Source organism: Nocardia sp. NPDC056611, assembly GCF_042792755.1.
Classification (GTDB): domain Bacteria; phylum Actinomycetota; class Actinomycetes; order Mycobacteriales; family Mycobacteriaceae; genus Nocardia.
The window spans coordinates 204,363-218,895 of record NZ_JBHTVV010000002.1 but is presented as its reverse complement, the minus strand read 5'-3'; the positions used below and the strand labels follow the sequence as shown (position 1 = coordinate 218,895).

General features: G+C 68.3%; 12 protein-coding genes. 5 read left to right on the top strand and 7 right to left on the bottom strand.

What is annotated here, in order from left to right; all coding sequences use genetic code 11:
• Positions 1 to 394 precede the first annotated feature (394 nt).
• On the top strand, positions 395 to 1,279 hold the full coding sequence (locus tag ACFRAQ_RS09400; protein WP_379096547.1) for a helix-turn-helix domain-containing protein: 885 nt from the start codon (positions 395 to 397) through the stop codon (positions 1,277 to 1,279).
• Between the two features lie 276 nt (positions 1,280 to 1,555).
• Here ACFRAQ_RS09400 and ACFRAQ_RS09395 read toward each other — a convergent pair whose 3' ends face one another.
• A complete protein-coding gene (locus ACFRAQ_RS09395) occupies positions 1,556 to 2,446 on the bottom strand; it encodes a DUF1254 domain-containing protein (RefSeq protein ID WP_379100169.1) in 891 nt (296 codons plus the stop codon).
• Between the two features lie 303 nt (positions 2,447 to 2,749).
• Between ACFRAQ_RS09395 and ACFRAQ_RS09390 the strand changes: the two genes are divergently transcribed.
• Entirely contained in the window at positions 2,750 to 4,261 is a 1,512-nt protein-coding gene (locus ACFRAQ_RS09390) for a DUF1214 domain-containing protein (RefSeq protein ID WP_379096544.1), read from the top strand.
• Positions 4,262 to 4,373: 112 nt separating this feature from the next.
• Complete coding sequence (locus ACFRAQ_RS09385) at positions 4,374 to 5,846, top strand: DUF222 domain-containing protein (protein WP_379096541.1); 1,473 nt, start codon at positions 4,374 to 4,376, stop codon at positions 5,844 to 5,846.
• A 352-nt stretch (positions 5,847 to 6,198) separates the two neighbouring features.
• Here ACFRAQ_RS09385 and hflX read toward each other — a convergent pair whose 3' ends face one another.
• A complete protein-coding gene (hflX, locus tag ACFRAQ_RS09380) occupies positions 6,199 to 7,692 on the bottom strand; it encodes a GTPase HflX (protein WP_379096538.1) in 1,494 nt (497 codons plus the stop codon).
• Positions 7,693 to 7,773: 81 nt separating this feature from the next.
• Positions 7,774 to 8,148, bottom strand: a complete 375-nt coding sequence (locus ACFRAQ_RS09375; RefSeq protein ID WP_379096535.1) for a MerR family transcriptional regulator — start codon at positions 8,146 to 8,148, stop codon at positions 7,774 to 7,776.
• Between the two features lie 60 nt (positions 8,149 to 8,208).
• Between ACFRAQ_RS09375 and ACFRAQ_RS09370 the strand changes: the two genes are divergently transcribed.
• Positions 8,209 to 9,366, top strand: coding sequence for an alkene reductase (locus tag ACFRAQ_RS09370; RefSeq protein ID WP_379096532.1), 1,158 nt, complete (start codon positions 8,209 to 8,211; stop codon positions 9,364 to 9,366).
• Positions 9,367 to 9,374: 8 nt separating this feature from the next.
• On the opposite strand, the gene dapF is transcribed toward ACFRAQ_RS09370, so the two are convergent.
• Genes dapF through ACFRAQ_RS09350 form a run of 4 tightly spaced genes read right to left on the bottom strand, consistent with a single transcriptional unit; the run spans position 9,375 to position 12,844 of the window.
• Positions 9,375 to 10,295 (bottom strand): diaminopimelate epimerase, encoded by a 921-nt coding sequence (gene dapF, locus ACFRAQ_RS09365; RefSeq protein WP_379096529.1) that lies wholly within the window; start codon positions 10,293 to 10,295, stop codon positions 9,375 to 9,377.
• 5 nt (positions 10,296 to 10,300) lie between these two features.
• Positions 10,301 to 11,122 (bottom strand): TrmH family RNA methyltransferase, encoded by an 822-nt coding sequence (locus ACFRAQ_RS09360; protein ID WP_379096526.1) that lies wholly within the window; start codon positions 11,120 to 11,122, stop codon positions 10,301 to 10,303.
• A gap of 22 nt (positions 11,123 to 11,144) precedes the next feature.
• A complete protein-coding gene (miaA, locus tag ACFRAQ_RS09355) occupies positions 11,145 to 12,053 on the bottom strand; it encodes a tRNA (adenosine(37)-N6)-dimethylallyltransferase MiaA (protein ID WP_379096523.1) in 909 nt (302 codons plus the stop codon).
• Positions 12,050 to 12,844: a hypothetical protein gene (locus ACFRAQ_RS09350; protein ID WP_379096520.1), complete on the bottom strand. Its 795-nt coding sequence runs from the start codon at positions 12,842 to 12,844 to the stop codon at positions 12,050 to 12,052. The genes miaA and ACFRAQ_RS09350 overlap by 4 nt, the downstream gene beginning before the upstream one ends.
• A 174-nt stretch (positions 12,845 to 13,018) precedes the next feature.
• On the opposite strand from ACFRAQ_RS09350, the gene ACFRAQ_RS09345 reads away from it, so the two are divergent.
• A complete protein-coding gene (locus ACFRAQ_RS09345) occupies positions 13,019 to 14,455 on the top strand; it encodes a DUF349 domain-containing protein (RefSeq protein ID WP_379096517.1) in 1,437 nt (478 codons plus the stop codon).
• The last annotated feature ends 78 nt before the right edge of the window (positions 14,456 to 14,533 follow it).

The window sequence follows — 14,533 nt, the reverse complement described above, 5'->3', positions numbered from 1 at the left end:
GCAATGCCGAAGCGCTGCCACACGACTCGCAAGAATCCGGCCCCGCCGGCGGCGGGATGCGTTCCGACGGGCCAGGGTCGAGGATAAAACGCGCCGATGACGCGCATGTTCGCGATCCAGCAGATTGCCGGCCGAGCAGCCGCTCGACGACGGGCCGGCCGAGGAACGGGCGCACGCCGGATTCGGCGCGGATAGTTCCACGGCGAGATGACCGCGACCACGCCCTTGCCCGCGATGTGGAGGAGCTGAAGCGGCAGGACTGGCAGCGGGTGGTGCTGCGGCGCATGCTCAGCTACAGCTTCCCGTCCGGCGCACGCCGCCGGGCAGCAGTCCGATGACCGCGGGCGCTCCGGGGCGGTCGAGGATCGACTTCGGGTCGCGCAGGATGGAGGGCATGACGATGGACCGCGACAAGCTGGCGGACTTCCTGCGCCGGTCCCGGGAACGACTACAGCCGGGGGAAGTGGGTTTGGCCGGTGGACCGCGGCGGCGCACGCCGGGCCTGCGGCGCGAGGAGCTGGCGCACCTGTCCGGGGTGTCCGCGGACTATGTGATGCGGCTCGAGCAGGCGCGCAGTTCCCAGCCGTCGGTCCAGGTGCTGGCCGCGCTCGCGCACAGCCTGCGGTTGAGCCTGGACGAGCGGGACCACCTGTATCTGCTGGCCGGTCATCGCCCGCCCGAGGGGGTGCGCGCCGGGAACGCCGTGCGGCCCGCGCTGCGCTACCTGCTCGACCGGTTGAGCGACACCCCGGTCCAGCTCATCACCGACCTCGGCGACCTGCTCGCCCAGAACGCCTTGGCCGAGGAGCTGTTCGGATGCGTGTGCACCATCGCCGAATCGGACCGCAATATCGCGTGGCGCTGGTTCACCGAACCGTCGGTCCGTGAGGCCTATCCCGCCGAGGAACACGACCGGCTGGGCCGGCTGCGCGTCGCGGACCTGCGCGCCGCCGCGACCCGCCGCGGCTACGACCGGTCCTCGACCGCTCTGATCGAACGCCTCGAGACCGCGAGCCCCGAGTTCACCGACCTCTGGCAACGCCACGAGGTCGCCGTCCGCCGCGAAAGCCATGTGCGCGTTCGCCATCCGGACATCGGCACGATCGAATTCGACTACGAACTCCTGCACACCCAGGCCGAGGACCAGCGTCTGCGCGTGTTCACCCCGCCGCCCGGCTCCCCCGCCGTCGAGGCCCTCGAAGTTCTGCGCGCCCTGGGACCCGACACCGCCCACCGTTCCCACCGTGGCCAGGAGCCGGGCGCAACGACTTCGTCTTGATCTCCTCGCGGGAACGAACGTGATCGATCCCGATGATCATGATCTCCCGGTCGTCATCGGACACCGCGAACAACCGCTGCACCACGAACAACACCGCGGCCCCGGTCAACGACAGCCCCGTCGTCCAGGCGGCGCCGAACTCGTCGGAGCCCGAGTCGCCCTCCGGATCCTGGCAATCCGTCTGGCCGGTCACCTCGCCTCTACCGCGGGAAGCCATGCCGCGCAACATAGCCGCAGTTCACAGCCTCCAACCCGGGGCATGTCGCGGCGCTCCGACTACTGGATCGGCTGGACCTGGGGGAAGGTCCAGGTGCCGTCCAGGATGTTCTGGTGCGGGCGGTAGAGACGGACCATGTAGTTCCAGCCGGGCTCGATGGGCAGGCAGTTGGGGATCTGACCGTCGCAGCCGCCGAACTGGATGTCGTAGGAGCCGTCCGCGTTCTTCTTGGCCGTGGTGTTGTTGACCGAATAGGCGTTGAGCGGGTTGGCCTCGTAGTAGCCCTGGGCGTTGTAGACGCTGATCGACCAGAAACCGTCGACGGGAACGTCTTTCACGTGCAGCTTGTAGTTGACCCGACCGGAGTTGTCGGGCGGCGTGACATTGAGGTAGAGGGCGTCCTTCTCGGGGTTGCCGCCCCAGGCGGAGGCCGAGGTGATCAGGTGGCGAACCTCGTCGACCTGCCCACGAGGACCGAAGGAGTTCCTGGTGTCGGGCAGCGTGGTGGCGAGGGCCAGCAACGCGTCACGCACCTTGTCCTGGCTGGGCTTGTCCCATTGGGGAATCTCGAAGACTCCCTTGCTGTCCTGCTTGATGGTGATCGCGTCCTGCAGCTTGTGGACGGCGTCGACATCGGCGGGATTGTTCGGGTCTACGAAGGTGCGGACCGCGGCGATCATGTACCGAGTGCCGATCTTGTCGCGGTCGTAAGTGTAGGTACCGGCCTTGTAGACGACGTCAGGGGTGTATTCGTCCTCGTCGATGATCTGCAGAGACATGAAGCGGTCGCCGGCGTCGGGAAGCGTGATCGAGACCGGACCGGCATCGAGGTCGATCACCGCCGAGGAGTACAGGGTGTCGCGGTTGGCGCGGACGACCGTCTGACGGTCGATCGGCATGGGCTCGCGGATGTGGTGGAAATTGCCGATTCCGCCATCCTGCACCGACATCGCGAACTCACGGTCGGTTTCGGCTCTGGCGAAGTTCTCGACGGTGACGATCGCCGGTTGGTTCGGCGGATAGTCCGCGGCCTTGGCCTTGGTTCCGGACGCCGCCGCACTGGTGGTGGTCGAGCTCGAGGAATCGTTGCCGCAGGCGGCCGCGGTGGCGCACACCAGTAGCGCACCGATAACCATGGCACCGGATCGCATCGCCTTCATGTACCCACTCCTTCACTGGAGACGTTGCAAGAGCCTCGATATCGGTTGCGTGGCAATCCGCGATACCCGATTGGCCAGCGCTAGTTTCACACCATGCCATCAGATAGCGACAAAGTAGCCAAAGCAAACCAGTCCGGGCCCACCGTGTCCCGGCGCGCAGCAATTCTCGGCGCCACCGCCACCGCGATACTCGGAGCCGCGATCGGCGGCGGCGCGGTCGCGGTGTCCAAGCGCGACGACGATGACTCGAAGTCCGGTTCGTCCTCGAAGCCAGACTCAGGCATCGACCGCGACGTGGTCTCGTCGCGGGCGTTCGAAGCGGTCGTGTGGGGTATGCCGGCGGTCAACTACGACCGGATGCTGCAGGCCGCGATCGCGGTCGGCGCCGAGCCGAACCAGATCGTGTACTGGTCGAAGCTGCTGGATTGGAAGAACCAGACGCTGACCCCGAACCCGAACGCCATCTATCTGATGCCGTTCTACGACACGACGTCCGGGCCCGTCGTGATCGATGTCCCACCCGCCGAGGGGGACTCCACGATCACCGGTTCCATCGACTCGGTCTGGCAGACCCCACTCGCCGATGTCGGCCCCGCGGGGACGGACAAGGGCGCGGGTGGTCGATACCTGATCCTGCCGCCCGGCTTCACCGGCGAGATCCCGGACGGGTTCATCCCCCTGCGCTCGGAGACCTATGCCGGGTTCGCCATCATGCGCTCGAATCTGAAAAGCGGCAGTGACGCCGATATCGCGGCAGCGGTGAATTACGGCAAGCGGATCGGCATATATCGGCTCGACGCCGCCGGAAACCCGCCTCCGACACCGTATGTCGACGCCTCGGGCAAGGAGTTCGACTCCACCATTCCCTACAACCGGGACTTCTTCACCAACCTGAATCGGGTGGTGCAGGCCGAGGTGTGGCTGCCGCGTGATATGGCGATGATCGACCAGCTGTCGAGCCTCGGCATCACGAAAGGCGCTCCGTACAAGCCGGACTCGACAACGCTCTCCCGGTTCGACAACGCCGCCGCCGACGCGGGGAAATGGCTCGAACAGCTATATGTCAAAGGGTTCACGCCCCCGTACTTCGACAACACGCATTGGGCACTCCCGGCCAACCAGCAGCTGATCACGGCAATGCAGAGCGGGTTCGCCGACCCCTCCAGCTACCCCGTCGACGCTCGCGGCATGGCCTACTCGTTCGCCTATTTCGCCGCCAAGAACCTCGGCACCGGACAGTTCTACCTGGTCGCCATTCACGACGCCGACGGTAAAGACCTCGATGGCGGAAAGAACTACAAAATCAACGTTCCCGCCCACGTCCCGGTGTCGCTCTACTGGTCCGCCACCGCCTACGACCGCGGCACCCATACCCTGATCCGCGATGTCAACTGGGCCAGCCGCGCGTCCAATACCCCTGAACTACAGACCAATTCCGACGGATCGGTCGACCTTTACATGGGCCCCAGCGCACCCGAGGGCAAGAAGTCCAACTGGATTCCCACCAAGTCCGGCCGGAACTTCGAAATCATGTTCCGGTTCTATGGACCGCAGCCGCCACTGTCGGAGAAGACCTGGAAGCTGCCCGATATCCAAACCGCCTGAGACATGGAAGCCGGGGCGGTTGGTCCGCTCCGGCAATTGGAAGAATCTGAAATTGACTGTGCGACAATCTAATTCGTATGTCTCGATGGGGATTCCGCGATAGAATAGAGGTATGAATTCGGCAGGTCAGGTTCTCACGGACGACATCACGGTGGCGGATGCCATCGATATGATGCGCGTCGCGACCGAGGTCCTGATCGCCGAATCCCTCGACCCGATCGAGGATGACGACCTGGTGGATGTGCTGCGGGATTGGGAGAGCATGCGGCGCAGCACCGCCGCGTTCGAGCACAAGATGATTCGGGAAATCGAGAACCGGGGGCTGCCGGAGAAGGCCGGGGTGAAGCGGACTTCGAAATATCTCGAGCAGACTTTGCGTCTCGGGCACGCCGAAGCCTGTGCGCGAGTGCGGGCCGCGGAGTTGCTGGGGATGCGGCGGGAAGCCGGGCGGGTGGTCAAGCCGTGGCTGTCGTGGACGGCAGCGTTCCAGGAAATGGGTTTGGTGTCAGCCGATTCCGCGCGCCACATCGCGAAGATCATGGACAAGATTCCGGGGAAGGTCGACGCCGATACCCGCGACCGCGCCGAATTCCAGCTCGCGCACTTCGCCACCGAATCCACGCCCGATGATCTGCCCAAGATCGGGGACCGGATCCTCGGCTACCTCGACCCCGACGGGCGTCTCACCGATGATTGCGACCGGCAGCGTCGGCGCGGGATCAGCTTCGGCAAGCAGGGCGTCGATGGCATGTCGGCGATCGCCGCGCAGGTGACCCCCGCGCTGCGGGCGGTGCTGGACCCGATCTTCGCCAGCCTGGCCCGGCCCGGCATGTGCAACCCCGATGATGCTGAAAGCCCTTGGACCACCGAGGGACTCGACGACGTAGCCCTCGCCGGGCTGGAGCGGGCCGCACGCCGTGACAACCGCACCGCCGCGCAGCGCAACCATGACGCGCTGCTGGCGTTCCTGCGGCCCGAGATGGGTCCGGCCACTCCCGGTCAGCACCGTGGGCTGCCGGTCTCGACAATCATCACCATGTCGCTCGCGGAGGTCGAAGCGGCTGCCGGGGTGTCCACGACCGCGTCGGGTGGGACCGTGCCGCTGGGAGAAGCATTGCGGCTGGCCGAGAAGTCGAAGCCGTTCCTGGCGATCTTCGATCACGCCGGGCAGGCCCTGCACCTCGGGCGGACCAAGCGGCTCGCGAACTCCGCACAGCGGATGGCGTTGATCGCCACCGAACGCGGCTGCACCCGCCCGGGATGCAACGCACCCGCCACGCTGACCCAGGTGCACCACGTCACCGAGTGGGCCAAGGGCGGTCGGACCGACATCGAAAACTTGACCTTGGCTTGCGATGCTTGCCACGCGCTGATCCATGACGGGCCCGGCGGCTGGAAAACCGTTGTCATGCCAAAGGATTCCGGCCATGCGTGCCGGACAGGGTGGATCGCGCCACGCCACATCGACCCCACCGGAACACCCCGGGTCAACGATCGACACCATGCGGGTGAGTTGATGGCCGCCTCCCTGGCCAGGCTGCGCGATGGCACACACCCACCGGTCAAATGGTGGTCACTCGCCTGACGGGTGGCCTTCCCCGATCACGCAAAGCCCGAGCCCCACCAAAGGTGGGGCCCTTCGGGCTGCGTGCGTCACGGCTGCTCGTGTCACAAGGGCGTGCGCAGAGCTACGCGGAGTGTGGTCGCCTCGCCTGCCCTACCGGACTTGGGCTGACGCCAGGTTGGGAGCCATCACCCGCCACCCCAGCCCGCGGACTGCACGCATCACCTTCTACAGACAACCCGAAGATCCCTTTGCCCTTGCCCCGGGACGATGCGCGGCCGAGCCGTGCGGGGCTGGTAGGTGAGGGGGCCTCGCAAGCTCGGCCGCCCTCTCTTCCTTCTCCAGGCGTCTTTGGTCCTTGGTTGTTCCGGCCCTAGGCGGCCGTACCACCTGCATGCGCGAACTCGGCAAGCTGACCAGCAAGGCTGTTCGGCACGCGAGCGTGAACCCGGGTACCGGTTTCCTCATGCTCGGAGCTCAGGATCTTGCCGTCCGCGTGGATCCGAGCCAGCAGGTCCCCGCGGGTGTAAGGCAGCAACACGCTGACCTCGACATCCAACCCGCCGAGAATCTGACCGAGTCGGTCCCGAAGCTGATCCACCCCTTCGCCCGTGCGAGCGGAGACGAAGGCCGCATCGGGCAGCCAACCCCGCAGCTGCGGCACCTCCAGCGGATCCAGGGCGTCAATCTTGTTGACCACCAGGAACTCCGGCGGAGCAGGCGTCTTGGTTTCCTTCAGCACATCGGTGATGACCTCGCGAACCGCCTTGATCTGCTGATCCGGCAGCGCGTCCGAACCGTCGACCACATGCAGGAGCAGGTCCGCGCCGGTCACCTCTTCCAGGGTGGACCGGAACGCCTCGACCAGCTGTGTGGGCAGGTGGCGGACGAAACCGACGGTGTCGGTGAACACGACCTCACGCCCGTCCTCCAGCGCCGCCCGGCGGGTGGTCGGATCGAGGGTGGCGAACAGCGCGTCCTGCACCAGGATTCCGGCATCGGTCAACGCGTTCATCAGCGAGGACTTGCCCGCGTTGGTGTAGCCGACGATCGCGACCTGCGGGATGCCACTGGACGAGCGCTTGGCGCGCTTGGTGTCGCGGGCGGTCTTCATCTCGCGGATCTCGCGGCGCAGCTTGGCCATTCGCTCGCGAATCCGGCGACGGTCGGTCTCGATCTTGGTCTCACCGGGACCACGCAGACCCACACCGCCGTTGCTGCCCGCACGGCCACCGGCCTGCCGGGACATGGACTCACCCCAACCGCGCAGACGCGGCAGCATGTATTCCATCTGAGCCAGCGAGACCTGCGCCTTGCCCTCACGCGAGGTGGCGTGCTGGGCGAAGATGTCCAGAATCAGCGCGGTGCGGTCGATGACCTTCACCTTGACGATCTTCTCCAGCGCGGTCAGCTGCGCGGGCGAGAGCTCACCGTCGCAGACGACGGTGTCGGCGCCGTGCTCGAGCACCATGCCGCGTAGCTCGTCGGCCTTACCCGAGCCGATGTAGGTGGACTTGTCCGGCTTGTCGCGGCGCTGGATCAGCGCGTCGAGCACTTCCGAACCCGCGGTCTCCGCGAGCGCGGCCAGCTCGGCCATGCTCGCGTCGGCCTGGGCGGCCGTGCCCTCGGTCCAGACACCGACCAGAACGACCCGCTCCAGTCGCAGCTGCCGGTACTCGACCTCGGTGACGTCCTCGAGCTCGGTGGACAGACCCGCGACGCGACGCAGCGCGGCGCGCTCCTCGAGCTGCTGCTCGCCGACGGTCGGCGCGGCCGACCAGCCATTGCGGCCGATCTCGGGCGCGTCGTTGGTCTCCTCGTCGAGGTCCTCGGCGGGAGTGAACTCATACGTTTCTGGCTTACTCATACACCTCCATAGTCCCACGTCCCAACGAACGACCGCACTCGGTTATTTCGGGGCGACCGCGGCCCGCCCGCGGGCCACCGCTCACGACCTGGCCACGAACCGCTCCCCTGCGCGCACGATCACATCGTCGAGCACCTCGCGGGACCGCAGCAGGTCCGCGATGGTGCGGTCGATCTTGTCGCGTTCGGCGCGCAATTCGTCGACCAGCTCGGGTGTGGCGCGCTCGTTCGCGCCGCCGTCGGTGTCACGCATGCACGGGAGGATCTCGAAGATCTTCTTGCTGTTGAGGCCGGCCGCGAACAGCTCCTGAATGTGGATGACCCGGTCCACGGCGAGCTCCGGATAGTCGCGCTGGCCACCCGGGGTACGCGTGGCCACCAGCAGGCCCTGCTCCTCGTAGTAGCGCAGCGACCGATCGCTCACGCCGGTACGTTTTGCCAGCTCACCGATTCGCATGCGGCACTCCGGAATCCGAGGCTTGCACCTCACATTGATGTCAGGTTTTACCTTACCGGCATGACGAACACAGACCTCTTCACCACCGGCCGCGTCGGCGCCCTCGAACTCCCCAACCGCCTCGTGATGGCCCCGATGACCCGCAATCGCGCGGCCGCCGACGGGACCCCGACCGAGCTCATGGCCACCTACTACACCCAGCGCGCGAGCGCCGGCCTGATCATCGCCGAGGCCGCCACCCCCAACCAGGTCGGACTGACCTACCCGAATATCCCGGCCATCTACACCGATTCGCACATCGCGGGCTGGCGGCGGGTCACCGACTCGGTGCGGGCCGCGGGCGGGCGCATGGTGCTGCAACTCCAGCACGGCGGACGCGTCGGGCACCCCGACAACAGTGGACTGACTCCCGTCGCACCGTCGGCCATCGCACTGCCCGACACCGTGCACACCCCGACCGGGCACCAGGACGCCGTCACCCCGCGGGAACTCACCGTCGCCGAAATCCAGGACACCGTCGCCGATTTCGTCACCGCCGCCCGCAATGCGATCGCGGCCGGATTCGAGGGCGTCGAAATCCACAGCGCCAACGGCTATCTGCTGCACCAGTTCCTGTCCGACAACACCAACCAGCGCACCGACGCCTACGGTGGGTCGATCGCCAACCGGATCCGGTTCACCGTCGAGGTGGTGGACGCGGTGATCGCGGCCGTCGGAGCCGAGCGGGTCGGGGTACGGATCGCCCCCGGGGTGAACGTCAACGGCATCGCGGAAACCGACACCGACGAGCTGTACCCGGCGCTCGTCTCCGCCCTCGCGCAGCGGCGACCCGCCTACCTGCACGTGGTCTTCGCCGACCCGGAAAGCAGCCTCTTCCAACGCATCCGGAGCCTGTGGCCGACCACCCTGATCGCGAACCCGAACCTCGGCTGGGGCGTCCCGCTACCCGCCGACGGCGGTGCGGCGGCAGCCGGCGCGCTCCTCGGCGCGGGCGCGGACCTGGTCTCGCTGGGCCGCTCGTTCCTGGCCAATCCGGACCTGGTGGAACGCCTGCGGATTGGCGCGCCGCTCAACACCGTGCGTGACGCGCACCTGATGTACGTCGGCGGCGCGACCGGCTACACCGACTACCCGGTGCTCGCCGACAACTCCGTGCCCGGCGATTCCGCGCTGGACAGCCTCGCCACGAAGCAGCTCTCCGCCGTCAGCGCGGCGTGAAGATCCGCTCAGGCGTCCTGCCACCACTTGGCCGCGATGCGGCCCGTCGCCACCAGCTCGGACGGGCCGCGCAGCCACGCCGAACCGTTCTCGATGCCGACGGTCACCACGCCGCCGGGAATGCGGACCTTCACGTGTCCGGTGTCCGAGGCGAGGTCGAAACCGTCGCGGGCGAGGGCCGCGGCGGCCGCCGCAACGGTTCCCGTGCCACAGGATCGGGTCTCGCCCACGCCGCGCTCGTAGACTCGCATGTTCACACCCCGCTCGCCGTCGGAGCCGACATTCAACGGGGTGAGGATCTCGACGTTCACACCGTGCGGGAACAGGGTGTGATCGAAGCCGGGGGCGTGCTCGAGGTCGAGGTCGGCGAGCAGCACCGGGGTCAGGTCGGGGTCCACGCAGGCCAGGTGCGGGTTGCCGACGTCGATGCCGATCCCGGTGAATTCACGTCCGCTCAGCGTCGCCGTCGAGGGGCCGAGGTTCTTCACAATGCCCATGGCGACGGTCACTTCACCGTGCACAGGATCGGCGTGGTGCACGACCACCGGCCGCGCGCCCGCGCGGGAGCCGACCACGAACTCGGAACGCTGCTCCAGCCCGGTCGCGACCAGATAGTGCGCGAACACCCGCACCCCATTGCCGCACATCTCGGCGATGGACCCGTCCGCGTTGCGGTAGTCCATGAACCAGTCGTCGACGTCGACGCCCTCGGGCAGTGCGGCCAGCACGCCGGTCTCGATCAGCGCGCCCGCGCGGGCCACCCGCAGCACCCCGTCCGCGCCGAGCCCCCGCTGCCGGTCGCACAGGGCGGCGATCCGGGATTCGGTGAGCTGCAGCCAGGCGTCCGGGTCCGGCAGCACCACGAAATCGTTCTGGGTGCCGTGGCCCTTGCTGAATTCGATATCAGCGGCGCTGCTCTCGCTCGTCATGGTCATTACGGTAGCGCCCGGCGCTGACGGGAGATTTCGTAGAGGGCCACCGCGGCCGCGGACGGCATACCGAGCGTGCCATCGGTGGGGATGCAGACCAGTTCGTCGCACACCTGCCGCCAGCCCGGGGCCAGGGCCTCGGTCTCGTCGCCGAGTACCAGCACGGTGCCGCCGTCGAATTTCGCGTCGTCGAGGGCCAGGCCGCCGCGATCGTCGCTGCCGACGATCCGGGTCGGGACACCACGCGCCCGCTGCCGGTCCCGGAACGCCGCCACCTGCGCCGGACCGGAGGTGCGCAGCACGGGCACCTCGAACAGGGCGCCGTCGGAAGCGCGCACGCTCTGCGGGTCGTACTGGTCGACACCGGAACCGGTCACGATCACCCCGCCCGCCCCGAACGCCGCCGCGGATCGGATCAACGCGCCCAACCGGATCGCCGACGCGGGCCGATCCACGACCACCACGGTCGCCGGATCGTCCGCGGTGCCCGGCGCGAAGTCCTCGAGCTCGGGCCGTTTCGTCACCGCGACCGCGACCAGTTCCGGCACCGGCTCGCTCGGTTCGGCCAGTTCGGCCATCACCTCCGGCACCAAGCCGATACTGGGCACGCCGCTGGAGTCCAGCACCTGCCGCGCCCACGGCGACGGTTCCGGATCACCCAGCCGGTAGACCAAAGTCTCCAGCGGCCAACGGCATTCGAGGGCGCGGCTGATGGGCCGCATGCCCTGCACCAGGAATCGGGAATCCCGGGTACGTGCGGCGCGGGTGGTCAGGTAGGCCTGCCACACCCCGACCGCGGCGGTGCGTGTGTTCGCGCGACGCGTCACTGTGGTTGTTCCTGTTCGTCCCTCATCGGTGAGGCTCGAGGAGGGCCAGCGTGGTCTCCGCCAAGGCGGGATCCGCGCCGTCCACCCATCGCACCCGCTGATCTCGGCGGAACCACGACCGCTGTCGCCGGACATAGCGCCGGGTGCCGATGAAGGTGCGTTCCTGAGCTTCGTTCAGGTCGTATTCGTTGTCCAGGAAATCGAGGACTTGGGCGTAACCGATGGCGCGGCGGGCGGTTTGGCCGTGGCGCAGACCGTGTGCGAGCAAGCCCTCGACCTCGTCGAGCAGACCGGATTCGAACATCTTCGCGGTGCGCAGTTCGATGCGGGCATCCAGTTCGGCGGTCTCCCGATCGACACCAATAATGGCTGTCCCCCACCGGGGTTCACCGATCTGGGGCGCCGAGGCGGCGAACGGCTGCCCGGTCAGCTCCACCACTTCGAGGGCGCGCACCATACGGCGGCCGTCGGTGGGCAGGATCGTCTGCGCGGCCACGGGATCGGCCTGCTTCAGCGCCTCGTGCACGGCGACGGTGCCGCGGTCGGCCAGCACCGTCTCCCACTTGGCGCGGATCTCCGGATCGGTGGCCGGGAAATCCCAATCGTCCAGCAGCGCTTGCACGTACATCATGGAGCCGCCCACGATGACCGGGGTGCGGCCACGCGCCATGATCGCCTCCACGTCGGCGCGGGCCGCCGCCTGATACGAGGCGACGGTGGCGGTTTCGGTGATGTCGAGGACGTCGAGCTGGTGGTGCGGGATGCCGCGGCGTTCGGCGACCGGAAGTTTCGCGGTGCCGATGTCCATGCCGCGGTACAGCTGCATGGCGTCGATATTGACGATCTCGCCGTCCAGGCGTTCCGCCAGATCCAGGGCCAGATCGGACTTTCCGGTGGCGGTGGGGCCGACGACCGCGACGGGGCGGGTCACGAGGTGACCCCGCCATCGGCGGAGAGCGTCGGGCGCCACACGCTGACGTGGTAGGCGACGCCGAACGGGGCTGCGGCGTAGCGGGTTTCGACCTGCGGATCGGCGGGGTCGGCGGCGAACAGTCCGGCCAGCGCCTGGTAGGCGGGCCGGCCCTCCACCTCGATCGCGGCGCACAGGGCGGTGTCGAGGGCCGCGAGGGCCTTGCGGTCGCCCGCGCTCAGGGCTTGGTCGATATCGGCTTGCACGCCCTCCGCGCGCTCGTCGAGGTATCGGGGGGCCTTCAGCGAGAGGGTGGCCGCGCCGTCGGCAACCACCAGGACACCGACCGGTTCGGATTCTGCGTCGAGTTCCGCTCGCAGCGTCCGCCCGAAGGCCAGACTCTCTTCCGCGGTGGCATCGGCCGAGATCAGACGGCATTCCGCGACGGTCTCGGGCGCGACCTGCTCGCGTAGCCACCCCGCGATCAACGCGGGCAGCGGTAACAGGACATCCGCGACACGCTCGGCAACCGGGCCTGACAAACCGACCCGCACGTCCACGCCGTATCCCCGGAATGTGCCCACCGCGTCAGCACCGATCACCCGGCCCGAATCGCCCGCGCCCGAGCCCTCCCCCGGCTCCGCCACGCCGACGACGACCCATCGCGACACGCGGGCGGCCAACTCCCGGCCCGCAGCCGACACCGCAGCTCGCAGCTCTGCGACAGCCCCCTCGACGGCAGACCCGGCCGCGCCCTCCAGTTCGGGAACCAGCACGGGCGGCGAGGGGACCAGTGACGCAACACAGAACACGCCGTCAACCGTAGCGCTACCGCACCTCACCAGCCCCACCCCCGCCGATCGCCGCGCCGCCGAAGCGGGCTCAAAGACAGCATTTCGCATCTCAGCCTGGTTGAATGGGATGAGCTAGACCGATGAGCTAGGGCGTAACCAGGCAGCCGTGACGCGCGGCAGGGACGAGGAGCTATGACCGACAACAACGGAAACGAGAAGGCTACCCACCCGGAGTCGACCCCGACGCCCCAGCCCGGCGCCGCCGTGCCTGCCCCGAGCGAGAGCGCCAAGCCATCACCGGCGGCCGCCGCCGCACCCCGCCCGGGGGGCCCGCGCCGCAAACCCGAAACTCCCAAACCGCACGCCATGCCCGGCCCGGCCGCCGCGCATCCGCACCCGGTCGTGGTACCGAACGTCAGCGACCCCAGCCAGTGGGGACGGGTCGACGAGGACGGCACCGCCTGGGTCAAGACCGCCGACGGCGAGCGGGTGATCGGCTCCTGGCAGGCCGGTGACGCCGCCGAGGGCCTGGCCCACTTCGGCCGCCGCTACGACGATCTGGCCACCGAGGTGGCCTTGCTGGAGGCCCGCCTGGCCGCCGGCACCGACGCCCGCAAGACCAAGACCGCCGCCACCGCGCTTGCCGAAACGTTGCCGACGGCCTCGGTGATCGGTGATCTGGACGGTCTGTCCGCCCGGCTGCAGGCCATCATCGAACACTCCGACGAGGCGGCCGCGCACGCCAAGGAGGAGAAGGACCGCACCCGGCACGAGCAAACCGAGCGCAAAGAGGCCTTGGCAGCCGAGGCCGAGCAGATCGCCAACGACTCCACCCAGTGGAAGGTCGCCGGCGACCGGCTGCGGGAGATCCTCGACGAGTGGAAGACCATTCGCGGCGTGGACCGCAAGGTCGACGACGCGCTGTGGCGCCGCTTCTCCAAGGCTCGCGAGGCGTTCAACCGCCGCCGCGGGGCGCACTTCGCCGATCTGGATCGCGAACGCGCCGCCGCCAAGGGCCGCAAGGAAGAGCTCTGCGTCCGCGCCGAGGAACTGTCCGGCTCGACCGACTGGTCCGGCACCGCCGCCATCTTCCGTGAGCTGCTGACGGAGTGGAAGGCCGCCGGTCGCGCTCCCCGCGAGGCCGACGAGCAGCTGTGGCGTCGCTTCAAGGCCGCGCAGGACGTGTTCTTCGCCGCCCGCAACTCCGCGGCCAGCGAACGCGACCACGAGTTCGAGCACAACGCCTCCCTCAAGGAGGAACTGCTCGAGGCCTATGCGCACATCAACCCCGAGACCGGGCTCGATGCCGCTCGCAACGCCCTGCGCGAACTCCAGGAGAAGTGGGACGCCATCGGCAAGGTGCCCCGCGAGCGCATGCACGACCTGGAATCGCGTCTGCGCGCCATCGAGAAGAAGGTCCGCGAGGCCGCCGACGCCCAGTGGCGGCGCACCGACCCCGAGGCCATGGCCCGCGCCGCCCAGTTCCGCGAGCGCGTCGCCCAGTTCGAGGAGCAGGCCGCCAAGGCCCAGGCCGCGGGCAAGACCCGCGACGCGGAGAAGGCCCTGGAGCAGGCCAAGCAGTGGCGCGAATGGGCCGAGGCCGCCGAAGGCGCGGTCAGCCAGCGCTGAGCTGTGAAAAGAGCCCGGCGGCAACCTGATTCGGTTGCCGCCGGGCCTCTTTCGTCGACCGGAGCAGCTGCCTTCGAC

What these genes read in the sequence shown, in the direction of transcription:
- ACFRAQ_RS09400 (WP_379096547.1), top strand. Translation starts at nt 395, where the DNA reads ATGACGATGGACCGCGACAAGCTGGCGGACTTCCTGCGCCGGTCCCGG.
- ACFRAQ_RS09395 (WP_379100169.1), bottom strand. Translation starts at nt 2,446, where the DNA reads ATGTCGGTGCAGGATGGCGGAATCGGCAATTTCCACCACATCCGCGAG.
- ACFRAQ_RS09390 (WP_379096544.1), top strand. Translation starts at nt 2,750, where the DNA reads ATGCCATCAGATAGCGACAAAGTAGCCAAAGCAAACCAGTCCGGGCCC.
- ACFRAQ_RS09385 (WP_379096541.1), top strand. Translation starts at nt 4,374, where the DNA reads ATGAATTCGGCAGGTCAGGTTCTCACGGACGACATCACGGTGGCGGAT.
- hflX (WP_379096538.1), bottom strand. Translation starts at nt 7,692, where the DNA reads ATGAGTAAGCCAGAAACGTATGAGTTCACTCCCGCCGAGGACCTCGAC.
- ACFRAQ_RS09375 (WP_379096535.1), bottom strand. Translation starts at nt 8,148, where the DNA reads ATGCGAATCGGTGAGCTGGCAAAACGTACCGGCGTGAGCGATCGGTCG.
- ACFRAQ_RS09370 (WP_379096532.1), top strand. Translation starts at nt 8,209, where the DNA reads ATGACGAACACAGACCTCTTCACCACCGGCCGCGTCGGCGCCCTCGAA.
- dapF (WP_379096529.1), bottom strand. Translation starts at nt 10,295, where the DNA reads ATGACGAGCGAGAGCAGCGCCGCTGATATCGAATTCAGCAAGGGCCAC.
- ACFRAQ_RS09345 (WP_379096517.1), top strand. Translation starts at nt 13,019, where the DNA reads ATGACCGACAACAACGGAAACGAGAAGGCTACCCACCCGGAGTCGACC.